Below are 24,554 nucleotides of genomic sequence, written 5' to 3'. Positions count from 1 at the left end.
AGTTTGTCTCGCTTATATAGGAACCTGATTATCAGGCAAACATTTAAACTAGGAGCTGAGATATGGTACTCGTAGGTCGTCAAGCACCAGATTTTACTGCCGCTGCCGTACTAGGTAATGGCGAAATCGTTGATAACTTCAACCTGAAAGAGTTCACCAAAGGCAAAAAAGCGGTTGTCTTTTTCTACCCACTCGACTTCACTTTCGTGTGCCCATCAGAGCTGATCGCATTCGATAAGCGCCTGAGCGACTTCCAAGCTAAAGGCGTTGAGGTTATCGGTGTGTCTATCGACTCTCAGTTCTCACACAACGCGTGGCGTAAAACGGCTGTCGAAGACGGCGGCATCGGCGCAGTGAAGTATCCACTGGTTGCTGACGTTAAGCACGAAATCTGTAAAGCATACGACGTTGAGCACCCAGAAGCTGGCGTTGCGTTCCGTGGTTCTTTCCTTATCGACGAGGAAGGTGTGGTTCGTCACCAAGTTGTCAACGACCTACCACTAGGCCGTAACATCGACGAAATGCTTCGCATGGTTGACGCACTGAACTTCCACCAGAAAAACGGTGAAGTTTGCCCTGCACAGTGGGAAGAAGGTAAAGCGGGTATGGCTGAGTCACCTGAAGGTGTAGCTGCATACCTGTCTGAGCACACTGACGACCTGTAATAAGGTTAAGTGCCCTGCACTGGACAATGTGAGACAATAATGAGGCCCGGCAAACCGGGCCCTTTTTTATCTATCCCACCTCGCCTTACTCAGGCTCTTCTCTTATCAAGCCATTTCCAATCTAACACTAGGTAATTACCTCTCACCCTGTCACAATAGCGTGGACTATCTTGACACGGTTCGTTTCGTCAAAGGGGTGATATGTCTGTCTTAGTTGAAGTTTGTATTGATAGTATCCGTTCATTATCGCTTGCTGAGCACGCTGGTGCGGATCGAGTGGAACTGTGCAGCGCACTGCGCCTCGGTGGTTTAACCCCAAGTGATGGCTACATGCAACAAGCCGCTCAGAAAGCGCGGATCCCTATTTATGCGATTATCCGACCGCGAGAAGGCGACTTCGTCTATGCCAGTGAAGAGATTGAAGTGATGCTGCAAGATATCGCCAACGCCCGCCAAGCTGGGTGTGCAGGCGTGGTGATCGGCGCACTCACGCCAAGTGGTCAACTCGATTTGCCGGCTATTGATGCCATGCTTGCCCAAGCAAAGGGAATGGGAGTGACTTTCCATCGCGCATTTGATCACTGCCAAGACCCTCACGCGGCGCTCGAAGCAATCCTTGCCCGCCCGACGATTGAACGCATTCTCACCTCCGGGCAAGCGACGAATGCTTGGCAGGGAAAAGAGGCACTCAAACAATGGGTGGACGCCACACGCCATACCTCATTGGCCATCATGCCAGGCGCAGGCGTGACCCCCGACAATGCACAAGCGATTTTAACGACCACCGACGCACGTGAAATCCACTTGTCGGCACGCACCGAGCAAGTAAGCGACATGCAATCAAACGCCTACGCATCGATGGGCGATGGGGACGATGGCTGTTATCCGATCACCGATCCGGAACGTGTTCGTCTCGTCAAAGCCATTGCTCAATCGTTTTAAACCTCGGTGTAATGCCGTGATCAGACAACATGGCAATGTGACCCACTCTAGTCTTTTGAGGTGATATACGCTTTCGCTACTTGAATCCATTGCATCCGAAAAGTGAGTTTTCTACCGTGATCCCATCGCTGTGGTAAAAGGAGAGCGGCCTTGTCGGATAAAAAAGCACACAAGATCAGCAAAAAACATTACGAGAAAAAGCTAACCGAATTACAGACTGAGTTGGTCAAACTTCAAGAATGGGTCAAGCAAGAGCAGTTGAAAGTGGTGGTCATTTTTGAAGGGCGCGATGCCGCCGGTAAAGGCGGCGTGATTAAACGGATCACCGAAAAGCTCAATCCGCGTGTTTGTCGAGTCGTCGCGCTAGATAAGCCCACAGAGCGTGAACGCACACAGTGGTATTTTCAGCGTTACATTGAGCACCTACCCGCCGGTGGTGAAATTGTCTTGTTCGACCGTAGCTGGTATAACCGCGCCGGCGTCGAGCGAGTCATGGGCTTTTGCAGCGATGAAGAATATGAAGAGTTCCTTCGCACGTGCCCCGAGCTTGAGCGAATGTTGATCCGTTCTGGGATCATCTTAATTAAATACTGGTTCTCGGTATCGGACGAGGAGCAAGAAAAGCGCTTCGCGGAGCGGATTAACACCCCAATAAAGCGTTGGAAATTCAGCCCCATGGATCTCGAGTCTCGTAGTCGTTGGGTGCAATACAGTGAAGCCAAAGACCGCATGTTTGCCTACACCGACACCAAAGAAAGCCCTTGGTGGGTGGTGGAAGCCGATAACAAAAAGCACGCTCGGCTCAATTGCATCGCTCACTTACTCTCACAAATCCCTTACCAAGAAATTGACTACCCCGCAGTCACCCTCCCAGAAATCAATAAGGAAGGTTACGTGCGTATGCCTTTGCATGACCAGAGCTTTGTCCCAGACGCCGTCAGTGACTGGATAGACGACGAGTAGCGATTATTTGAGGAGCTTTTCCAGCTCCTCTTTTTGAATGTGGCGAACGTCTTTGCCTTTGACAAAATAGATGATGTATTCACAAATGTTCTGACACCGATCGCCCACTCGCTCAATGGCTCGGGCCGACCACATCACTTTCAGCACATTGGGAATCGAGCGTGGATCTTCCATCATGTAGGTCATCAGCTGTCGCAAAATCCCCTCGTATTCACGGTCCAACGAGTCATCTTTACGATAGACTTTCATTGCCGCATCAATATCCATGCGCGCAAAGGCGTCTAACACATCGTGCAGCATTTTAGCGGCGCGCTGACCTAACGCTTCGAGTGATACCAAAAACGGCTGCTGAGAATAGCTCGAGTTGTCGAGAGCCATTTTAGCGATACTGTCAGCAACATCACCAATGCGCTCAAGATCAGTGATGGTCTTAATGATAGCCATCACCAGCCGCAGATCGCTCGCGGTGGGCTGACGTTTAGCAATGATGCGTGTACATGCCTCATCAATCGCCACTTCCATGCCATTCACTTTGTGATCTTCACGAATAACATGGCGCGCGAGCTCCACATCTTGATTGTGCATGGCGCGCAGCGCATCGGTTAGCTGACGCTCAACCAAGCCGCCCATTGCCAGCACGTGGGTGCGAATGGCTTCAAGCTCTGCGTTAAACTGACCAGAAATATGACGGCTAATATTGTGGTTATCCAAGGCCTGCTCCTTATCCGTAGCGCCCGGTGATGTAGTCTTCGGTTTGTTTGTTTTGTGGGGTGGTAAACAAGGTATCGGTATCCGCGTATTCCACCAAGCGTCCCATGTTAATAAACGCCGTTTGATCCGAGACCCGCGCCGCTTGTTGCATATTATGGGTAACAATCACCACTGTGTATTGATTCTTTAAATCATTAATCAGCTCTTCAATGGTCAAGGTTGAGATGGGATCCAACGCTGACGATGGCTCATCAAGCAGCAACACTTCAGGTTCAATCGCGATCGCCCGCGCGATCACCAGCCGTTGCTGTTGCCCACTGGACAACCCAAACGCATTATCATTAAGGCGATCTTTCACCTCATCCCATAATGCCGCGCCACGCAATGAACGCTCGACGGCATCATCGAGTGTTCTGGGATCATTGATCCCTTGTAAACGCAGTCCAAAGATCACATTTTCATAGACAGATTTGGGGAAAGGGTTAGGACGCTGGAACACCATCCCCACTTGGCGGCGTAATGCTGGCACATCCACGTCGCGGTGATAGATATTTTGCCCGTGTAGGGTGATCCCGCCTCGAACACGGCAACCATCCACCAAGTCATTCATCCGATTAATACAACGTAGCAATGTCGATTTACCGCACCCAGACGGTCCGATAAACGCAGTGACCTTCCCTTTGGGAATACGCATACTGATATCAAACAGCGCTTGGGTCGACCCGTAGTAAAGGTTGAGATCCCGAATAGCTAACGCGGTTTGCTCGTCAGGCAAATTCCCCAAGTCTAAGCTGGGCGTGACACCTATGGGTGGCGTTATCGAAAACATCGAGCGGGATCCTTATCGTTATAATTCCAATGCGCGATACTTTTCACGCAAGTAATGACGAATACCAATCGCGGACAAATTGAGCGCCACGATCACAGACACAAGCAAAAACGACGTGGCGTATACCAAAGGACGCGCCGTTTCGATGTGCGCGCTTTGAAAGCCGACATCATAAATATGGTAGCCCAGATGCATGAACTTCCGCTCTAAGTGCAAAAACGGGAAATTACCATCCACTGGCAAAGAGGGGGCGACCTTAACCACCCCCACCAACATTAAGGGCGCCACTTCTCCGGCTGCGCGCGCAACCGCTAAAATCAACCCGGTCATCATCGCAGGACTGGCCATCGGCAGGACCACCCGCCAGAGCATTTCTGATTGTGTCGCCCCAAGGGCAAACGCACCATGGCGAACACTGGTGGGGATCCGAGCCAACCCCTCTTCTGTAGACACAATCACCACAGGTAAGGTGAGGATCGCCAAGGTTAACGCCGACCAGAGAATACCAGGTGTCCCAAAAACCGGTGCCGGCTGCGCCGCTTGATAAAATACATCGTCAATGGTGCCACCGATAAAATAGACAAAAAAGCCCAACCCGAACACACCGTACACAATTGACGGTACCCCGGCGAGGTTAACCACGGCAATGCGAATAATACGCGTGAATGCCGTTTTCGGCGCGTATTCGTGAAGATATACCGCGGCGAGCACCCCTAACGGGGTGACAATCACTGACATCAATAGCACCAAGAAAACGGTGCCAAAAATCGCCGGAAAAACGCCCCCCGCCGCATTACTGTCTCGTGGAGATTCGGATAAAAAGGTCGCAACCTGGTAGCCCCAAAATTTAAGCTTATCAACGGCACTCATGGCGTTGGGATACCAAACATTAATCACATTTTGCAGAGGCAACGCCACGGCGTCACCGTGGCTATCTTCAACAACAAGCGCACCCGTTTGTTGTTTTTCTCGCAGCTGTTTGAGCTTTTTCTCCAACTGCTGGTATTGCGATAGCAGCTGAGAACGACGCTTATCAATTCGTTTTTTTTCTGCTGTGTTTAGCTGGCTATCTAATGAGAGGGACTTTTCCTCCAGCCGCAGCTGCTCCAGCTTATAGTTAACGCTCGCTAGGTGTACTTGCTCGATGTCATTGATCACCTCTCGACGCGCCGCTAAATCTTCCAGGCGTTGATAAAGTTCAGACAGCACTAATGCATGTTGGTGGCCGCCGGCGTCGACGTATGCTTGAGGCTTGCCGTAGAACATGCCATTTTCATTTCGCTCGATCATCGCCATTTCAACGGGTGTGTGCTGACTTTTTATCTGAAACGCCAGCAATTGACGAAAATCGATCCCTTCTTGCTCACGGTTACCGGTTTTTACCACCAAACGTTGGTAGCTGGGCTGGCGATAGGTTGGCAATACAACACCAGCATCTTTGAGCTGCGTCGCATCAACCTCATCGGTTCGGTATATTTGCCCGACCACGGTTTCTACTCCCTGCTCACTCTTCACTTCAAAGCTGGTGACCGGTGTCGGCCAGAAATAGCCTAAGCCTCGATAGCCGAGCAATAACAGCACCCCAAGAATCGCAATCAGACTGACGCTGACCATTCCGGCCGTCATCCAAACCCAAGGAGTGCCAGATTTTATCCATGGACGCATGCGCATTCTCATCTCGGTTAAAGGTTGCTGTATTTGTCACGCAAACGCTGACGGATCAGCTCTGCCAATGTGTTAAAGACAAACGTGAAGACAAAAAGAATAAAAGCGGTTAAAAACAGCACTCGATAATGGGAACTACCGACTTCAGACTCCGGCATTTCCACCGCAATATTGGCCGATAAGGTACGTAGCCCTTCGAGCAAATTCCAATCCATGATAGGCGTGTTGCCGGTTGCCATCAGTACGATCATCGTTTCACCGACCGCGCGCCCAAGGCCCATCATCACCGCAGAAAAAATACCAGGGCTTGCGGTAAGCAACACCACCCGAATCAAGGTTTGCCAGTGTGTCGCCCCTAAGGCCAAGGCGCCGTTTTTAAGGTGAGGGGGCACAGAAAAAATCGCATCTTCGGCAATAGAGAAAATGGTTGGGACTACCGCAAATCCCATGGCGATACCCACCACCAGCGCATTGCGCTGATCATAGCCGATACCCAGTTCATGCGTCATAAACTGGCGCGCATCGCCCCCTAACCAGACCTGCTCTACCCATGGTCCAAGGTAAGCGGCTACTACGCCCACCATCAATAACGCCGGAATAATGACCACTATCTGCGCGTTATCAGGTAAGCGGCGTCGCACATACCTAGGGATCATGCGCCACACGCCGCTTAGCCCAAGTAAAATAATAGGGATGAGCAGGAGCAACAAAAAGACGCTAGCAATGTGCGACTCAACCCAGGGTGCCAGCCACAAACCGGCCAAAAAGCCGATAATGACGGTGGGCAACGCTTCAATCGTTTCCACCGTCGGCTTCACCCAACGCCGGAGCCCGGATGACATAAAATAAGCAGTGTATATGGCTGCGCCAATCGCCATCGGCACCGCAAAAATTAAAGAAACCAAAGCGACCTTTAAGGTACCAAAAATCACGGGCACCACACTGAGCTTGGCTTCAAAGCTGTCATCCGCAGAGGTCGACTGCCACACATACTGCGGAGACGAGTACCCTTCATACCACACTTTCTGCCATAGTGAGTGAATACTCACTTCTGGGTGAGGATTGTCGACGGTCAACCATTGCCATTGATTGTCGACCACAGCAATCAGCCCATTTGCACGAGGCGTAAACGCCAAAGCGTCGGGCAGCGCGGTAAACTGAGCATCGAAATGGCGCTGTTTCTCACTGGTGGCATGCACTAGGCTAAGTCGTCCCGTTTCATCTACCGTCGCCAGACTTTTACGGTGACGCTCAGGTGCGAGACGTGCCACGCCCTCCCCCGGTGAAAACGCGCGCACTTCAGTTAACGATGGCTCACCATTTTTCACCACATCGAACCATTGTGTGACGGTGCCATCTTGGTGCTGAAGGAGCAAAGAGCGTCCCCCGGCTAGCATCGACATTTTCGTGACTGGGCTGGCGACCACATTGTCGAGATTAACCGTTTCGCGCAACGCTAAATCGTTCCCGTTTACGCGCCAAATCGCTAAGCGATTTTGTTGATGCACAAACAAGCGCTGCCCGTCTCCTGATAACGCGATATGGTCAACGGCTTGCGAAAGAGGCACCATGCTTTTCTGCGTACCACGAAAAACCACCAAACGGTTATCCTGAGTGACAGCAGCCAGCACGGGCGGGATGGTTTGACCGTGTAAACTATCCGGCACCGCAACAGTCAGCTGGTTAAGCGGCTGCGCGCTCGCGTCCACGATCAACTCACGACCAAAGGCCGGCATAGTGGACAATTGAGGGACCACTGAGGCGTCAGCTTGGTATTGTGTACGAAAGCGTAATTGCCAAGCAGCTACGCGCCCAGGCGTCTTTTCCACCGCCAAAAATGGCGTAGATGCTTCGACGCGGCTTATCGCAGGCTTATCCATGCTGGATAGCGGCTGCTGTAATACCGTTTGCGCGCGGAGCACGGCGCTGGCTGTGGGAGTCTCAGACCGTTGCGGGCGTTTGGCAACCGTTAACACACCTCGATCATCCAAGCCATACACCAGTTGATTGCGCGTATCGGCACCAATGTATTGAGGCACGCCGGGAGTGGCTAAGGTAAAACGCTCACTCAAGCTCACACTCGCTTGGTGAAAAAGCGGTACCACCACCGTGAGTAAGTAGAAGAAAAGAAGCAGCAGGGTCACTAATACCATCACGCCACCAAGACGTACCGTTTGGCGAGTCAGTTTATCTTTAAAACGCCGCGCCGGTCTGGTGTCCGTTAATGATGGTGAAGAGTGGGTCATTCGTGCCTCTTTTTATTAAGCAAGCCCTGTATTGTATGTCATTACAATGACAATTTTGTGACAGCTAGACGCACGACGCCGCCTTTCAAAAACACGGCATCGCATCACTGTCGTCCAGTGTATCGTGAGTGGTCATCAACGCCTAGTCACCCTATCGCCACGCAATAAATATGCAACAAACGGGCTTTAGGCTTGCTCAAGTTGATATTGGGCACACTTTCGTGAGTTTAGCCTCCAGCAGCATAGACAACACCTTGACTGGCCTCAATAATTGCCTAAAGAATCGCCGTAAGGATCACGCATGAAGCACTTTGTTATCACATTAGTGGGCCCAGATCGCGCTGGCCTGGTTGATCAAATATCACACACGGTTTTCAATCATCACGGCAGCTGGCAAGCCAGCCGACTCAGTCAGCTAGCAGGGCAGTTTGCCGGCATCATTCACATTTCAGTGTCAGACACGTACGCTAATGCGCTGGTCCATGCGTTACGCGCGCTCGATGGTTTACAGTTGCTCATCACCGATGCGACGCCCGCCTCACCGTCTCCGATTACCCATACGTTGTCGGTAACAGGCAACGACAGGCGCGGCATTGTGCAAGCGCTCAGCCAGCTGCTCGCCGCTCATGGCGTCACCATCAACAAACTCAACACGCAAACACAAAGCGCCGCCAATACGGGCGGGCAAATTTTCACCGCAGATTTTTATTTAACGGTTCCGCCGGCAGCGGACATTAACGTATTGCATGAAGCCCTTGAAACGCTGTCAGACGACTTGATTGTCGATTTTGACAGCAATTTTATTCAGTAGAACAGGATTTTCTTACGCGTTATGACTTTAGACTCTTATCATGTCGACAAAGAACTTAGCTGGCTTTCTTTTAATGAACGTGTCCTGCAAGAGGCCGCGGACAAAAGTGTGCCTATTATTGAGCGAGTTCGGTTTTTAGGCATTTTTTCATCCAACCTTGACGAGTTTTATCAAGTACGGTTTGCCGACGTGAAACGGCGCATCATTATCGATGAAGAACGCGGAGTGGAAAGTCATGCCAAAGAGCTATTGAGCAAGATTCAAGCGAAAGTCGTCAAACTGAATCAAGATTTTGATCATCTTTACAACGATATTTTGCTCGAAATGGCACGCCGCCATATTTTTTTAGTTAACGAACGTCAACTCTCTGACCATCAAGCGCAGTGGCTAAAACGTTATTTTAGAAGCAATATTTTGCCTTACATCACGCCAATTATGCTTAACAAGGACGTCGATGTTTTAAGCTTTTTGAAAGATGCCTACTCTTACCTCGCCGTACAGCTGAAAAAAGAAGGGGAAGAGCCCAAGTATGCGCTGATAGAGATCCCAACTGATGAATTAGAACGCTTTGTTAAAGTTCCTGAGCCAAAAGGAAAACGGCAGCGAAAAACCATCATTTTACTCGATAACATTATCCGTTTGTGTTTAGACCAAATTTTTAGTGGTTTTTTCGACTACGATACTGTCGAAGCGTACGCGATGAAGATGACCCGCGATGCGGAATACGACCTGACCAATGAAGTGGAGCACAGCCTGCTTGAAAACATGTCAGAAAGCTTGGATCAGCGTTTAACCGCCCTACCGGTTCGGTTTGTTTATCAACGCGATATGCCACCGGAAATGGTGAGCAAATTGATTCAGGTATTAAAAATCTCCGACTACGACAGTGTCTTACCGGGTGCTCGCTATCACAACTTTCGTGATTTTATCGGCTTTCCGAACGTTGGACGTAAATACCTAGAAAACCCGCTTTTGCCACCGTTCGAATCGGCTGATTTTCAGCTACAAAACAATGCCTTCGATGCTATTCGCGAACGCGATATTCTACTTTATTATCCCTATCATACGTTCCGCCATATGACTGAACTGGTGCGTCAGGCGTCGTTTGATCCTAAAGTGCGTAGTATTCGGATTAACGTCTATCGTGTAGCGAAAAACTCTCGCATTATCAACTCGATGATTGATGCTGCCAACAACGGAAAACGCGTGACCGTCGTGGTCGAGCTGCAAGCACGTTTTGATGAAGAAGCCAACATCGAATGGTCACGGGTGCTCACGGATGCTGGCGTAAAAGTCGTGTTTGGCACCCCCGGGCTCAAAATTCACTCGAAACTGTGTTTAATTTCTCGTCGTGAAGACGGCGTGCTACGCGATTATGGCCATATCGGCACAGGTAACTTTCATGAAAAAACGGCGCGAATTTATACCGACTTCGCGCTGTTTACAGCGGATCAGCCATTGACGTCAGAAATCCGCAAAGTATTTGAGTTTATTGAAAACCCGTATCGTCCTGTAAAGTTCAACCACTTAATTGTCTCGCCACGTAACTCGCGGCGTCGTATGTATAAACTGATTGAGCGTGAAATTGAGCATGCGCAGGCCAAACGTAAGGCAGGTATTACGCTCAAGGTCAACAACCTGGTCGACAAAGGCTTAGTGAACCTGCTGTACAAAGCCAGCAATGAAGGGGTGAAAATTCGCATCATCGTACGCGGTATGTGCTCGCTGGTGCCTGGGGTTAAAGGGGTCAGTCAGAATATCAAAGCAATCAGCATTGTTGATCGCTTCTTAGAGCACCCCCGCGTGTTTGCCTTTGAAAACGGCGGTGAACGTGATATGTATATTTCGTCTGCCGATTGGATGACTCGCAACATCGATAACCGGATTGAAGTTGGGGCTCCCATTCGCGATCCCAGACTGAAAGATCGCATCATGGCCATCTTGGAGATTCAATTTTCCGATCGCGCGAAAGCCCGCGTTATCGATAAAGCCATGTCCAACGCCTACGTCAAACGGGGTAACAAGAAAAAGATCCGCTCTCAGACCGAGATCTATGATTACCTTAAGCACGCAGAGCGTCAAGAACTCAAAAACGCGGAAAAGTTGCAACATGACACACCCCCAGTCAAAGGATAAGCCGCGCGAAATCGCAGCGGTTGATCTCGGCTCTAACAGTTTTCATATGGTCGTCGCGCGCGTCGTTGGCGAAGGGTTACAGATAGTGAGTCGCCATAAACAACGTGTGCGACTGGCTGCAGGGTTGGATGATCAACATCGCCTCAGTGATGAGGCGATCAGCCGTGGTGTCGAGTGCTTAGCCATGTTCGCTGAACGGCTGAACGGCTTAGATATGGAGAATGTCCGTATCGCCGCCACCCACACCTTGCGCCAGGCCCGCAATGTCGACACCTTCATCAAGCGGGCAAGACAGGTTTTGCCCTACCCGATTGAAATTATTTCCGGGGAGGAAGAGGCGCGTCTTATTTATATGGGCGTCTCCCACACGCAGCAAAACGTTGGCCGGAAGTTAGTGATTGATATTGGAGGCGGCAGTACAGAATTAGTGATCGGGGATAACTTTGAGCCCGCACTGGTTAATAGTAAACGGGTTGGCTGCGTCAGTTATAACGAGCGTTTTTTCCCCAAAGGCAACATTACGCCTAAGCAATTTGCCGCCGCACAGCTGGCTACCCAACAAAAGCTAGAAAGCTTGGCTTCTCAATACCGTCAGGCTGGCTGGCAAGTGGCGCTCGGCGCGTCAGGCACCATCAAAGCGATTCGTGAAGTGATTATCGGCCTGGGTGATGAAGACGGCATTATCACCCGTAAGCGGTTAGATAACCTGATCGAAAAGTTGCTGAAGTTTAAAACCAGTGACAGTATCGATTTACCGGGCTTGTCGGTCGACCGCCAACCGGTTTTCGTCGCAGGCGTGGCAATTCTTTCTGGGATCTTTGATGCGCTTGCCATCGAATCGATGCGCTTCTCTGATGGTGCGTTACGTGAAGGGTTGCTCTATGAAATGGAAGACCGCTTTCAACGTACCGATATCCGTGGTCGTACGACGGATGATATGGCAGCACGCTACAACATCGACCTGAGTCACGCCCGTCGCGTGCAACACACAGCCGCGTATTTTTATGCGCAAGCCGAGCCGGATAAGGGTAGTAAGAAAGCAGAGCTCGCCGGGCTTTTGAATTGGGCTGCGCTGCTGCACGAAGTGGGGTTAAGCATTGGTTATCCTGGCTACCACAAGCATTCTGCGTATATTCTGCGCAACACCAATTTGCCTGGGTTTAACCAAGAGCAGCAAACCGTGCTAGCCACCCTCGCGCGCTTCCATCGTAAGGCGCTAAAACTCAATGAAATGCCTAAGTTTACCTTGTTTAAACCTAAGCTCATCGAGACGCTGATTTGCGCACTACGGTTAGCCTGTGTGTTGCACTCACAACGTAACGACGAGGCCTTGCCAGAGATTGCTCTCAGTGTCGACAAAAAAGGGGCATGGCAACTCACCTTCCCTACCGGGTGGCTGCAAGAGAACCGTTTGCTCGCGGCGGACTTGGAAGCAGAGCAGGCATACTGGCAGTCAGTAAACTGGGGGCTGACCTTTAGCGACTGAGAGCACGACAAGCGTCCAGTGGAGGCCGTCGCTTCCGCAACGCTGAGTCCCTAAACGTCTAAACCCTTAACGCGAGTCTTTTAGCGACGCATCCAGCCCTAATGCCTGTCTTTGCGCGCGCACCGCTTGAGCCGGCAAGGGAATATAGCCTTGCTGACTCACCGCCTTCTGCCCTTGCGCCGACAAAATATAACGCATAAATGCCGATTCAAGTGGCGCCAGCGGCTGATTGGGTGCTTTATTGATATACAAATATAAATAACGGGTAAGGGGGTACTCACCCGTTCGAATCGCTGAAGGGGTGGGCTTTATCGCCTCTTTTCCTTGGTGTGAAATCGCCAGCATGCGCGCCCCTGACGCTTGATGGCCGATCCCTGCATACCCGATCGCATTCAGCGAAGAGGCCACCGACTGCACAACAGACGCCGAGCCGGGCTGCTCATTCACATCGGCTCGAAAATCCCCACGACACAACGCAGCTTGCTTAAAATAACCATAGGTACCGGATACCGAGTTACGGCCGAATAATTGCAAATCTCGGTTGGCCCAACGGCCTGATAAGCCCAATTGCCCCCAGGTTGCCACCGGTTTACTCGCCCCACACCAGAGGGTGCGAGAAAATACCGCATCCAACTGTTGAAAACTGATGGTGCGTAAAGGGTTGTCTTGGTGGACATAGACGGCCATCGCATCCACCGCAACGGGTACCGCGGTAGGAGGATAGCCAAAACGTGCTTGAAACGCATTTTCTTCACTGACCCGCATCGGACGACTCATGGGGCCAAGTTGTGCGGTCCCTTCCACCAGCGCGGGGGCGGCGGAGGCAGAGCCTGGCGTTTGTAGCTGTATATTCACCCCTGGATGTAGCCGTTTGAACCCGTCAGTCCAAGCGGCCATCATATTGGCTAGGGTGTCTGAGCCGACAGAGCTCAAGTTACCGGATATACCGCTGCTACGTTGATAATCAGGCAGCGTGTCGGCATGACTAAAGCCCGCCATGCTCACTAGCAGGCTGGCTGTGGCAATAAACCGCTTTAACATGCTAACCGCTCCGGTAAGGTAAAGGAGAACGTGCTCCCCACCCCGAGTTCACTTTGAATATCTAATTCCGCATCGTGATGACTTAACGCATGTTTTACGATCGCCAACCCTAAGCCACTGCCACCCGTTTCACGGGAGCGGGCTTTATCCACCCGATAAAAACGCTCAGTTAACCGATCCAGATGTTGCGGCGCGATCCCCTCACCACTGTCCTGTACTTCCAAGCGTGGGCCTTTGCTTGCGCGATACCAACGCACAGTGATCCCAGCGTTGGGCGGGGTGTGCTTTACTGCGTTATAAACTAGGTTGGAAATCGCACTGCGTAATTGATCGTCATTGCCTTTCACTTTAAGGCTGGTATCAACTTCAAACGTAAGTACATGCTCACTATCACCACTTAAGGCTTGGGCTTCTTTTTGTAGCACATCAAGCATGGCTGGCACATCCACATGATGATCCAGCTCAGGCTTGGCCGCTGCTTCAATTTTAGACAGGGTCAAAAGCTGTTCTACCAGTGACTCCATCCGAGACAATTGCTCGGTCATCACCCCATGTGCTTTCGGCCACATGGGGCCAACGACCATCTCCGGATCTTCAGTCATTTCTAAGTAGCCACGTAAAACCGTCATCGGCGTGCGTAGCTCGTGTGAAACATTGGCGAAAAAGTTGCGGCGCATCCCTTCCAGTTGCTTTAACTGAGTGATATCACGCACCACCATCAAATATTCGCCTTCCGCATAGGGCATGGTCCGGAACTCAAGTGTGCGCGCGCTATTGAGGTGAGAGCGCATCTCGAGCGGCACATCGTAATTGGCATCAGCAATATAACTGACGAATTCAGGGGCGCGGATAAGATTACTGATATGCTGGCCATTATCATCAGGCATACGCAAGCCGAGCAGTTCTTGAGCTAATTTGTTACACCAAACAATGGCACCGTCACGCTCAAAAACCACCACCGCATCCGGTAAAGACTCTGCCCCGTTGCGAAAGCGACGAATCAGATTCGCCAGCTCCTTACGGCGACGACGATTACGCTTTTGTAAGCGATAAATCCCATTAAACAAAGGCTCCCAGGAGCCGGTGCCTGAGGGTGGCATCAGGCTTTTGTCTTTCCAAAGCCAATCCGACAGCTTGACCTGCTGATGCAGGTGCCAAAGCAGCATGGCAACGGTGGCGCCAAGCAATAGCCAAGGTAGGCCACCAAACAGCCAACCTATGATAAACCAAGGTAAATAAAAAAAAGCCAGCTCCCAGGCTAGCTTCTTCCAAGACAGTCGTTCGACCATTGCGTCTCCATGCAGCCTACACCTGATGTAGGCGGGATTTAACTACGTGTTGAGAAACGATATCCAGCGCCGCGCACGGTTTGTACCAGTTTAGCGTGTCCACCGGCTTCCAGCACTTTGCGCAAGCGACGAATATGCACATCCACCGTTCTATCTTCAACATAGACATTGGTGCCCCACACGTTATTGAGTAGCTGCTCGCGGCTATATACTCGCTCTTGATGGGTCATGAAAAAGTGCAGCAGCTTAAACTCGGTCGGCCCCATGTCTAGCGGATTATCATTGGCGGTTACTCGATGCGAGACAGGGTCAAGCTTCAACCCTTGTACTTCAATGACATCATCCAAGGTTGTCGGCGACACGCGGCGCATCACCGCTTTTAATCGCGCCACCAGCTCTTTCGGCGAGAAAGGTTTGGTGATGTAGTCATCGGCCCCTACTTCTAAGCCTCGCACTTTGTCTTCTTCTTCGCCCCTTGCGGTCAGCATTACCACGGGGATTTGTCGGGTTAACTCTTCCCGCTTTAAGTGCTTAATAAGATTGAGCCCCGATCCGCCAGGTAACATCCAATCCATCAGGATCATTTCTGGGTAAGGCTCGCATATTTGCGCCAGTGCCGAGTCGTAGTCTTCTGCCTCAACCGTTTGATAACCTTTTTGTTCAAGTACAAAACAAAGCATCTCGCGAATGGGGGCTTCGTCTTCAACAACGAGAATCCGTCTAACCATGATAATTACCTAGTGTTATCATTGAACTGGCGCCATTATGTGGATTTATTATGACATTTTTGTGACCCAGCGCGAGCTATTTTCCCCTTGTGTCGACAGGCTGTGACCTAGCCTACACCTTGCTGTGTCACTAATACACGGCTTGCGCCGCCACCTTGGCTATCTACACGGACTTGTGCACCAATCCGCTCAACCAGTGTATTCACATGCGAAATCACCCCAATTTGTCGGCCATCCGCTTGCAGGGTATCCAGGCAGGCTAACGCCATTTCTAAGCTATCAGGGTCTAGGGTGCCGAAGCCCTCATCAATAAATAAAGAGCCAAGCTGGCGGGTATCTGCCGCTAAAGAGGCCAGTGCTAGCGCCAGCGAGAGCGAGACTAAAAAGCTCTCTCCGCCAGACAGTGATTCGACACTGCGCACCTCATCACCCATATCGTGATCGACCACCTGTAACGCCAGCAAGCTATCCGGCACCGTTTGCAGTGCATAACGTGGTGACAATGACGCCAAGTGCTCATTGGCGATATCCACTAACTGAGACAAGGTTAAAGATTGGGCAAGATTTCGGAACTTCGCCCCGCTCGCGGAGCCAATCAGATCAGCCAATTTTAGCCATTGTTCCGTTTGATGCCGCTGCGCCTCTATTTTTTCAGTCAGTGAGCCGGCTTGGTGCTTGGCTTTTTCTGACTCAGTCAATTGGTGACGAAGCGTAAAGAGGCGCTGCTCCTGCTCCTCGAGCGCTTGCTGCCACTGTGACTGCTGTGCGCTGAGAGACGCATCATCATCAGGTAGCTGCTGTGCCACTATCCAAGCTTTGGTGTCTGCCATGGTTTGCTGACAATGAACAAGCTGTTGCTGACGCTCATCAAGGCGCGTTTTGGCTTCTTGATAACGCGCTTCAACATCGCTGATCGCCTGTCGCTCATTGGCACGCCATACCTCGCTATACGACAGCGCGCCAATCAAATCATACTGATGAACACCGAGTTCCGGCTGCCATTGGATCCAACGTCTCACACTTGCGCGGTAGCGCTGATCAGCCTCACGCTGCTGGGTATCAAGCGTTTCCTGGCGCGCCTGCACACCAGCACGCTTTTCACTGGCCTGCGTGTAGGCTTGCTCGGCTTGGTTGCGTTGTGCGGCTTGTTCTTCAATGGCCGCTTTGTAGGCTCGCTCTAGCGCCTCCAGATCTGATTGCGGGATCAGCGCTTGGCGCGCGGCACTTTGCTGTTGATGCTCTTGTGCGAGGGTCACCAGTTGGGCTTGCCGGGCTTGAATATCTTCTGACAAGCTCTGGCACTGCTGCGAAAGCGAGGCGAGGTCGGTCTCACTTTGTTGCTTGTGCTCAGCAAGCGCCGCTTTTTCGTCTTGCAGTGCCTGATAGGCTTGAATTTTTTGCTCCATCTGGCGGATATAATGCGCGGCGCCAACCTGTTGCAGGCTCGCCAGCCACTGTCCAGCGCCTAATTGCTGATCCAGCGATTGGCTGACTCGAGTCACTTGCGTCTGTTGCTGCTGCCATTGCTCATCAATCGCATTGAGCCGTGTCTCACACTCTGTCAGTGACTGGTCGAGTTGATGACGTCGAGCCACTAGCTGCTCACGTGCATGCTGGAGTTCGGCAATGGCCGTATCCATTTGCTGAATGTGGGCAAGCTGTTGTTGGCGCTCTGTCATCGCTTGATAACAGGCTTGATACTCGGCATAGGTTGGTTGCGCCTGTGCGTCAATCTCGCCGAGGATGTCACTGAGTGGACGTGATAATTCGATGGTTTCATCCAGCTCAGCAATCGCAGCATGCACCTCTCGTTCGCATTGCTGTCGCTCAGCCTGCCAAACCGCTCCCTGCTCTTTTAACTCGGCACACGCGTGCTGGCTTTGCTGGTGCTGCCTTTGCCAGTAATAATACTCGGCGTGATGTTGGTTATACGATGCTTGCAAGGCGTCTACACGCGCCTGCTGCTGCGCGATCATGCCTTCAATCGCGGGGGCATGGTGCAGGTAGGGGTGCTCGGTGGCCCCACAAAGCGGGCAAGGATCTCCCTCGTGTAAAGTTTGGCGAAGATCATCAAGCTCGACCACCGCCATCGCCTGTTGGAGGCTATTTTGTGCTTCTTCGACCTGAGCCTGCTCACGGGTCAGCGTGTCTTTCAAATGCGCTAAATGGGTTTGGCTGTCTGCAAACAGTGCTTGATGTTTTTCCAGCTCCGCTTGGTTATGCTGACAGCGCTCTTGCCAATACTGCCAGTTTTTTCCCTCATTGAGCACCGCTTCTTGCTGCCGCTTTTGTGTGTGCAGTTTGCTATACCGCACCTGATCCGCGTCTTGATTTGCCTGCAGCGCCTCAGGCTCTAACGCTTGTCGCTTGGCTTTCAGCTGCGCACTGCTGTCATCAACTTGGGCAATGTCTTTGTCCAACTTGTCACGTTGCGGCTGCCAATGTTGCTGCTGATGATAACGGGCTTGATACTCTTCTTGCAGCGCCGAGAGTGTATCTTGGCAATCGAGGTACTGGCGCAGGTTATCAAACACAGGTTGATAGTGTTCCGCCACATGAGAAAAGTCACCATAACGGGCGATTTCTTTTTCTATCGCCGCCTCACGTTGTTGCTGTTGTTCGGCTTGCGCGCGCGCTTGCGCAAAAGACTGCTGGGCTTGTCGATACTTTTGCTGTTGCTCATTCAGCGCTAGGTTTTGCTCATGCATTTGCCGTTCAATGCCAGACAGCTGGGTATCTATCTGTTGCGCTTGCCGTACTTTAGGCTCAAGCTCCGCCCAGCTTTGCTCGGCCTCCGCCACTGCCCGATTAGCGTCGCGCCAACGTTCAGCCTCTTGTTCATACGCTTGGGCTATACGACGTTCTTCACGCGCGAGCTGATGACTTTCGAGTGTGAGCGCCTGGCGTTGCCATTGGGTGGTCTGCACCGCTTGCCAATCGTCCCGGGCCACTTGGACACGCTCTATCTCGTCCAACGCGTCACGCCGGGCGGCAATATTCTCTCGCGCTTCACTCGCTTCATCGAGCGCCTGCTGAGCCGTCTCAACGCCCTGCTGCGCTTGCGCAAAATGCGTGTGTTGTTGGCGATAGTCATTGAGTTTTCGGAGCTGAGTGTGTAAATCGTGAATGTGCTGCTGGCATTGCGTCTGCTCTTGATGCAATTGCAGTTCTTCGTCATCCGTGAGTAACTGAATATCGCCCAACTGTTGGGTCAGTTGATCCAGTGCTTGCTTTTCATCACGTGCCCGCTGGTGCGCCATTTGCGACAGCCGGCTATATATTTCAGTGCCTGTCATGCGCTCAAGCAAGGCCGCTCTATCATCTGCAGACGCTTTTAAGAAAGCGGCAAAATCCCCTTGCGGTAACATCACCGCACGGCGGAACTGTTCATAGCTCAGTCCCACTAAGCGCTCTATTTCACTGAGTACTTCCTGTTTTTTACCGGCGATACGTTGGCCTGTGGCGAGGTTCTCCAACCAATGCTCGCTCGCCTGTATACGGCCGTCCGCCTTACCGCGCGCACGGCGTACCGACCAATGCGCACGCCAACGGCTGCCATCATAGGCGACAAAATCCACTTCCGCGTACCCCTCGCCTTTACCACGCGATAAGATACTGCGCACATCATTGGCTTTAACCCGAGTGGCCGGGTCGCCCAAGCCAATATCCGCATCATGCTTTTTATTGGACTGAAAGCGCGGGATCTTGTCGTAAAGCGCCAAGCAAATCGCATCCAAAAGCGTCGACTTTCCCGCGCCCGTTTTGCCTGTGATCGCAAACAAGCCACTGTCACCCAGCGGTCCTTGTGAAAAGTCCAATGCAAACGGATGTTGAATGCTAGCCAAATTCTCGCCACGTAATGCCAGGATTTTCATCGTTTATTGATCCTCGTCCTGTTCCAGTTGCTCCAATAACTGAGAAAACGTTGCTGATAACGCCGTATCAGGTTCACCTTGATACTTTTGCTGCCAACCATGGCGGAGCACCTGATAGGGCTCGACCTCCGAGAGACGTTGCTGTCGAAAGCCACTTGTTTGTGGTTGCTCGCGATAATGCGGTGTGATTTTGGCAAGCCGCACAGGTTTACCATCCAAGGCCGCTAGAATTTTTTCCCTGAGCATCGGCTGGGGTTTATCTAACAAAACAGGGACATCAAGCAAAGGTTGCTGCGACAGCGGTAAAGGCTCAAGCGTGAGTCCCGCCAGTGCGTCGAGTACCGTTTCCAACGGTGAGGGCTGTTCCGGAACCCGCCATAAATCAACGGCACGCGGCACATAATGTGGGATCACACTTTGTAGCTGATTGTCTTCAAGCGTTACCGCTAACACTTGGTGCCGATAGTGGCGTTCGGATAACGACAAAGGGATGGGCGAGCCGCAATAACGAATCCGTGTTTGCTTTGCCACTTGCTGAGCTAAATGCAAATGTCCAAGCGCGACATAGGCAATATCCTCACTGAAAATATCCACCGGCAGCGCATGCTGATTCCCCCCAAGAATGCGCCGCTCTGACATTTCTGACAACTCACCACTGGCCATATACACATGGCCCATCGCTATCAACGCCTGATCAGCGCGCGCGTTTTCACGCCCAGCTTGCTCCGTTTGCTGATAAATACTTCGCACTCCCTCAATAAGCCGATCGTCCTTTTCATCGAGTCCTTCTGTACGCAAATCACCACTTCGCAAAAAAGGCACCGCCAATACCCAAGCCGCGACGTCGCCTGACTTATCGGTAATAGGCACTCGCATACGTTCTGTATCTAGGTGACCGTCACTGTCACGGGCAATGGCACCAATTAAGTGTAAATCAAAGGCTTTCAGTAGCTCGTGTGGGGCGTCGAGTTTGCTAGGTGAGTCATGGTTCCCGCCGGTGATCACCACATTTAAGTGTGGCAGTGCTTTGGCAACATCAGCCAAAAAACGATACAGCATTCGCCAAGCGCTGGCGGGTGGGTTGGCGCTGTCAAACACATCTCCCGCCACCAATAAGGCATCGGCTTGCTCATCAATGAGGCATTGCTTAAGCCAATCGAGAAAGGCTTGATGTTCATATTGGCGATCATAGCCATGTAGCTGATGACCAAGGTGCCAATCGGAGGTATGAATGATCTTTAACACAACTGAGGTAATCCGTTCATTGAGGAAGCTGGGCAAGTTTGTCTCGCTGAAGTCGCGAGCAGGGTTAAATTCTACGCTAATTGCAGCGACATTCGAGAGTGAATGCAATACCATGTTGCCTTTCTCACAACAGGATGGATAAAGCCTCGCCATGATTTGGTTTAAGAATTTACTCGTCTATCGTCTTACCCGTGATATTCCCCTCGATCCAACACAACTGGAAAGCCAGCTGAGGGAGTTCGACTTTACCCCTTGTGGCAGCCAGGACATGCAAAAGTTTGGCTGGGACAATGCACTGGGTAAGCATGGCGATATGCTCACGCATGTCAGCGGTAACAATATCCTGATCCGCGCTCGCAAAGAAGAAAAGTTGCTTCCCGCGTCGGTGATCAAAGACGCCTTGGAAGAGAAAGTTGACGCCATGGAGCAAGCCCAAGGGCAACGCCTGAAAAAGCGCGAGAAAGATAGCCTAAAAGACGATGTGGTCATGGAGCTCTTACCGCGTGCCTTCACGCGTCAAAGTCAGATGTGCGCTTTGATTATGGCGGATAAAGGTTTGGTGTTAGTTGATGCCGCCAGTATCAAAAAAGGCGAAGAGTTGCTCGCCCTATTACGGAAATCCATCGGCAGCTTACCCGTCGTTCCCGTTGAAACCGAGACTCCGGCAGAGCATGCAATGACTGAATGGGTCAAGCAAGGCCAAGCGCCGCAAGGCTTTCACCTCGGTGATGAAGCAGAACTCAAAGCACTGCTGGAAGAAGGTGGGGTGATCAAATGTAAACAGCAAGATCTCACCAGTGATGAAATTCAGGCGCACCTGGAGGCAGACAAGCAAGTCACCAAGTTGTCCATGGACTGGCAAGAACAAGTCGACTTCATATTAGGCGATGATTTAAGCGTGAAGCGACTGAAGTTCTCCGAGGAAATTCGCGATCAAAACGCTGACATCGACCGAGAAGATGTCGCAGCCCGCCTCGATGCCGACTTATCGCTGATGTGCGGCGAGCTCGACACCCTTCTAGATGGCTTATTCACCGCGTTAGGCGGTTTAAAAACCGACTAACTAACCCCCACAAAGATTAGGTAAATTCGGCTGGTAGTGTGGGTAATGTCACAGTAAAATGGCGCCCACACTCACCTTCAACGTGAAGGTGCCTGACTTATACTCAGACTCAAGCTTGGAATTATGTTTACGCCAGAATTACTCTCTCCCGCCGGTAGCCTAAAGAATATGCGCTACGCGTTCGCCTATGGGGCCGACGCCGTGTATGCCGGCCAGCCACGCTATAGCCTGCGTGTGCGCAACAATGAATTTAACCACGACAACTTGAAAATAGGCATTGACGAAGCCCATGCGCAGGGTAAGAAGTTCTACGTGGTCTGTAACATTCAGCCGCACAACGCCAAGCTAAAAACCTTTATTCGCGATCTAAAGCCAATTATCGATATGGGTCCTGACGCGCTGATCATGTCCGATCCTGGCTTGATTATGATGGTACGTGAGCACTTCCCTGATATGGCAATCCACCTTTCCGTGCAAGCCAACGCGATTAACTGGGCGACCGTCAAGTTTTGGCAGCAGCAAGGGATTGAACGTGTGATCTTATCGCGTGAACTATCACTGGAAGAGATCGAAGACATCCGCCAACACTGCCCTGAAATGGAGCTTGAGGTGTTTGTTCACGGCGCGCTATGTATGGCGTATTCTGGCCGTTGTCTGTTGTCAGGCTATATTAATAAGCGTGATCCAAACCAAGGCACCTGTACCAACGCCTGCCGTTGGGACTACAAAGTGCATAAAGGCAAAGAAGACGACGCAGGCCAAGTCGTACAAGTTCAAGAAGTGACCCCAACATTGGGTGAAGGCCAGCCTGTCGACGATGTCGTTTTGCTTGAAGAAGGCGGACGCCCGGGTGAGTTGATGGCCGCGTACGAAGATGAGCACGGCACCTACATCATGAACTCAAAAGACCTGCGCGCCATTCAGCACGTTGAACGCTTGACCCAAATGGGCGTGCACTCGCTAAAAATCGAAGGTCGCACTAAGTCTTTCTATTACTGCGCACGTACAGCACAGGTGTATCGCCAAGCAATTGATGATGCCGTGGCCGGTAAACCGTTCGATGAGAGCCTGATGAATACCCTCGAGAACCTTGCACACCGAGGCTACACCGAAGGCTTTTTGCGTCGTCATACCCACGATAGCTACCAAAACTATGACTACGGCTATTCGATTTCTGAACAGCAGCAATTTGTCGGCGAATTCACTGGCAAGCGCCGTGGCGATCTGGCTGAAGTGGAAGTGAAAAACAAATTTATGCTCGGTGACAGCCTTGAGCTGATGACACCGCGAGGCAATGTCCATTTCACCCTAGAAGCGATGGAAAACCGTAAGTCAGAAACCATCACTGATGCCAAAGGTAGCGGCCACTTCGTATTTATTCCTGTGCCAGAAGATATGGATCTAGAGTACGCGCTACTGATGCGTAACCTGCAATCAGGACAAGATACACGTAACCCATCGGGTAAGTAATATGGCACTACTCATCACCAATAAATGTATAAACTGCGATATGTGTGAGCCCGAGTGTCCCAACGGGGCCATCTCGATGGGTTCCGAGATCTTTGAGATCGAGCCAGATTTATGTACCGAGTGTAAAGGCCATTATGACAAGCCAACGTGTCAGTCGGTCTGCCCTATCTCCAAATGCATTATCACCGATCCCGATAATGTCGAGACAGAGGATCAGCTCCTAGAAAAATTTGTGGTCATCCAAGGGATGGCCTAAGCCATTAAAAGCGCCGCAAGGCGCTTTTTTATGTCTTGTTATTCTCCAGCTATAACCCTAACACTAAAGGGGCGCTTTAAACGCAAAAAACCCCAGCTTTTCAGCTAGGGTTTCTAAGTAGTGGCGGAGGGCCGGGGTTGCGGACAACGGGCAGGCCATCCTGCGGGACTCATCCGCCCGCAGGGCGAACCTGGCCAATAACAAAAAACCCTACTAAATTTAGCAGGGTTTCTAAAGTAGTGGCGGAGTGGACGGGACTCGAACCCGCGACCCCCGGCGTGACAGGCCGGTATTCTAACCAACTGAACTACCACTCCGCACCAATTCTGTCTCATCAAAGTCTTACGCATATCAGCTTTGATGCTTAAATCCGTTTTTGCCTTCAGATTTTTCCAAAAATCTGAAAACAAGAAAGCAAGCCTGGCGATGTCCTACTCTCACATGGGGAGACCCCACACTACCATCGGCGCTGCTTCGTTTCACTACTGAGTTCGGCATGGAGTCAGGTGGGTCCAAAGCGCTATGGTCGCCAAGCAAAATTTGGTGTGTCTTNGCTTTGATGCTTAAATCCGTTTTTGCCTTCAGATTTTTCCAAAAATCTGAAAACAAGAAAGCAAGCCTGGCGATGTCCTACTCTCACATGGGGAGACCCCACACTACCATCGGCGCTGCTTCGTTTCACTACTGAGTTCGGCATGGAGTCAGGTGGGTCCAAAGCGCTATGGTCGCCAAGCAAAATTTGGTGTGTCTTCACTTTTCAGTCAAAACACGTAATCTAGAAAGCTGTTCGTTCTCGCCACAATCAACTGGCTTTATTCGAGTCCAACCCAAAACCTCTTGGGTGTTGTATGGTTAAGCCTCACGGGCAATTAGTACAGGTTAGCTCAACGCCTCACAGCGCTTACACACCCTGCCTATCAACGTYSTAGTCTASRACAACCCTTTAGAGAGCTCGAAGCTCTAGGGATGACTCATCTCGGGGCCAGCTTCGCGCTTAGATGCTTTCAGCGCTTATCTGTGCCGAACTTAGCTACCGGGCAATGCGTCTGGCGACACAACCCGAACACCAGCGGTTCGTCCACTCCGGTCCTCTCGTACTAGGAGCAGCTCCCCTCAATCATCCAACGCCCACG

The 24,554-nt window shown here is 51.4% G+C and carries 18 protein-coding genes, 1 tRNA gene and 3 rRNA genes; 9 read left to right on the top strand and 13 right to left on the bottom strand.

Annotated features, from left to right (window positions below):
• Positions 1-62: 62 nt before the first annotated feature.
• The 3 genes from BZG73_RS14940 to ppk2 all read left to right on the top strand — a co-directional run bounded on the left by BZG73_RS14940 (position 63) and on the right by ppk2 (position 2,570).
• The gene (locus BZG73_RS14940; protein ID WP_046075024.1) at positions 63-665 is read left to right on the top strand and encodes a peroxiredoxin C; all 603 of its coding nucleotides are present in this window, start codon (positions 63-65) and stop codon (positions 663-665) included.
• Positions 666-866: 201 nt separating this feature from the next.
• Positions 867-1,607, top strand: coding sequence for a copper homeostasis protein CutC (locus BZG73_RS14935; protein WP_077668718.1), 741 nt, complete (start codon positions 867-869; stop codon positions 1,605-1,607).
• Between the two features lie 150 nt (positions 1,608-1,757).
• Complete coding sequence (gene ppk2, locus BZG73_RS14930; protein WP_046075026.1) at positions 1,758-2,570, top strand: polyphosphate kinase 2; 813 nt, start codon at positions 1,758-1,760, stop codon at positions 2,568-2,570.
• A 3-nt stretch (positions 2,571-2,573) separates the two neighbouring features.
• Here the strand turns inward: ppk2 and phoU are convergent, their stop codons facing one another.
• From phoU to BZG73_RS14910, 4 genes are read right to left on the bottom strand one after another with little or no spacing between them, the layout of a single operon-like run.
• Positions 2,574-3,281 carry a phosphate signaling complex protein PhoU gene (phoU, locus tag BZG73_RS14925; RefSeq protein WP_046075027.1) on the bottom strand — a complete coding sequence of 236 codons (708 nt, stop codon included), beginning with the start codon at positions 3,279-3,281 and terminating at the stop codon, positions 2,574-2,576.
• 10 nt (positions 3,282-3,291) lie between these two features.
• On the bottom strand, positions 3,292-4,110 hold the full coding sequence (gene pstB, locus BZG73_RS14920; RefSeq protein ID WP_046075028.1) for a phosphate ABC transporter ATP-binding protein PstB: 819 nt from the start codon (positions 4,108-4,110) through the stop codon (positions 3,292-3,294).
• A gap of 18 nt (positions 4,111-4,128) precedes the next feature.
• On the bottom strand, positions 4,129-5,775 hold the full coding sequence (gene pstA, locus BZG73_RS14915) for a phosphate ABC transporter permease PstA (RefSeq protein WP_077668717.1): 1,647 nt from the start codon (positions 5,773-5,775) through the stop codon (positions 4,129-4,131).
• Positions 5,776-5,792: 17 nt separating this feature from the next.
• Positions 5,793-8,021 carry an ABC transporter permease subunit gene (locus tag BZG73_RS14910; RefSeq protein ID WP_077668716.1) on the bottom strand — a complete coding sequence of 743 codons (2,229 nt, stop codon included), beginning with the start codon at positions 8,019-8,021 and terminating at the stop codon, positions 5,793-5,795.
• A 301-nt stretch (positions 8,022-8,322) separates the two neighbouring features.
• Between BZG73_RS14910 and BZG73_RS14905 the strand changes: the two genes are divergently transcribed.
• From BZG73_RS14905 to ppx, 3 genes are read left to right on the top strand one after another with little or no spacing between them, the layout of a single operon-like run.
• On the top strand, positions 8,323-8,832 hold the full coding sequence (locus BZG73_RS14905; protein WP_077668715.1) for a glycine cleavage system protein R: 510 nt from the start codon (positions 8,323-8,325) through the stop codon (positions 8,830-8,832).
• 21 nt (positions 8,833-8,853) lie between these two features.
• Positions 8,854-10,968 (top strand): polyphosphate kinase 1, encoded by a 2,115-nt coding sequence (ppk1, locus tag BZG73_RS14900; protein ID WP_077668714.1) that lies wholly within the window; start codon positions 8,854-8,856, stop codon positions 10,966-10,968.
• Positions 10,943-12,454 (top strand): exopolyphosphatase, encoded by a 1,512-nt coding sequence (ppx, locus tag BZG73_RS14895; protein WP_046075033.1) that lies wholly within the window; start codon positions 10,943-10,945, stop codon positions 12,452-12,454. Before ppk1 ends, ppx begins: the two co-directional genes overlap by 26 nt.
• A gap of 66 nt (positions 12,455-12,520) precedes the next feature.
• Here ppx and BZG73_RS14890 read toward each other — a convergent pair whose 3' ends face one another.
• From BZG73_RS14890 to BZG73_RS14870, 5 genes are all read right to left on the bottom strand, one after another.
• Positions 12,521-13,495, bottom strand: a complete 975-nt coding sequence (locus tag BZG73_RS14890; RefSeq protein ID WP_077579568.1) for a PstS family phosphate ABC transporter substrate-binding protein — start codon at positions 13,493-13,495, stop codon at positions 12,521-12,523.
• A complete protein-coding gene (gene phoR / locus BZG73_RS14885; RefSeq protein ID WP_046075034.1) occupies positions 13,489-14,784 on the bottom strand; it encodes a phosphate regulon sensor histidine kinase PhoR in 1,296 nt (431 codons plus the stop codon). Before phoR ends, BZG73_RS14890 begins: the two co-directional genes overlap by 7 nt.
• A gap of 38 nt (positions 14,785-14,822) precedes the next feature.
• Positions 14,823-15,512 carry a phosphate regulon transcriptional regulator PhoB gene (phoB, locus tag BZG73_RS14880; RefSeq protein WP_046075035.1) on the bottom strand — a complete coding sequence of 230 codons (690 nt, stop codon included), beginning with the start codon at positions 15,510-15,512 and terminating at the stop codon, positions 14,823-14,825.
• A 107-nt stretch (positions 15,513-15,619) separates the two neighbouring features.
• A complete protein-coding gene (locus BZG73_RS14875; RefSeq protein WP_077668713.1) occupies positions 15,620-19,387 on the bottom strand; it encodes an AAA family ATPase in 3,768 nt (1,255 codons plus the stop codon).
• 3 nt (positions 19,388-19,390) lie between these two features.
• Positions 19,391-20,746 carry an exonuclease SbcCD subunit D C-terminal domain-containing protein gene (locus BZG73_RS14870; RefSeq protein WP_077668712.1) on the bottom strand — a complete coding sequence of 452 codons (1,356 nt, stop codon included), beginning with the start codon at positions 20,744-20,746 and terminating at the stop codon, positions 19,391-19,393.
• Positions 20,747-20,786: 40 nt separating this feature from the next.
• Here BZG73_RS14870 and rdgC point away from each other — a divergent pair, with 40 nt between their 5' ends.
• The 3 genes from rdgC (at position 20,787) to BZG73_RS14855 (ending at position 23,421) form a co-directional block, all read left to right on the top strand.
• Positions 20,787-21,695, top strand: coding sequence for a recombination-associated protein RdgC (rdgC, locus tag BZG73_RS14865; RefSeq protein WP_172970039.1), 909 nt, complete (start codon positions 20,787-20,789; stop codon positions 21,693-21,695).
• 123 nt (positions 21,696-21,818) lie between these two features.
• Entirely contained in the window at positions 21,819-23,165 is a 1,347-nt protein-coding gene (gene trhP, locus BZG73_RS14860) for a prephenate-dependent tRNA uridine(34) hydroxylase TrhP (protein ID WP_077668711.1), read from the top strand.
• A gap of 1 nt (position 23,166) precedes the next feature.
• Positions 23,167-23,421 (top strand): YfhL family 4Fe-4S dicluster ferredoxin, encoded by a 255-nt coding sequence (locus tag BZG73_RS14855; RefSeq protein WP_077668710.1) that lies wholly within the window; start codon positions 23,167-23,169, stop codon positions 23,419-23,421.
• A gap of 240 nt (positions 23,422-23,661) precedes the next feature.
• On the opposite strand, the gene BZG73_RS14850 is transcribed toward BZG73_RS14855, so the two are convergent.
• The 4 genes from BZG73_RS14850 to BZG73_RS14835 form a co-directional block, all read right to left on the bottom strand.
• Positions 23,662-23,738, bottom strand: a tRNA-Asp gene (locus BZG73_RS14850).
• A gap of 101 nt (positions 23,739-23,839) precedes the next feature.
• Positions 23,840-23,955, bottom strand: a 5S ribosomal RNA gene (rrf, locus tag BZG73_RS14845).
• A gap of 83 nt (positions 23,956-24,038) precedes the next feature.
• Positions 24,039-24,154, bottom strand: a 5S ribosomal RNA gene (rrf, locus tag BZG73_RS14840).
• Between the two features lie 115 nt (positions 24,155-24,269).
• Positions 24,270-24,554, bottom strand: a 23S ribosomal RNA gene (locus BZG73_RS14835); the annotation flags it as partial.

It is taken from the genome of Salinivibrio siamensis (assembly GCF_001996005.1).
Taxonomy (GTDB): domain Bacteria; phylum Pseudomonadota; class Gammaproteobacteria; order Enterobacterales; family Vibrionaceae; genus Salinivibrio; species Salinivibrio siamensis.
This window is presented reverse-complemented; position numbering and strand designations above follow the sequence as displayed.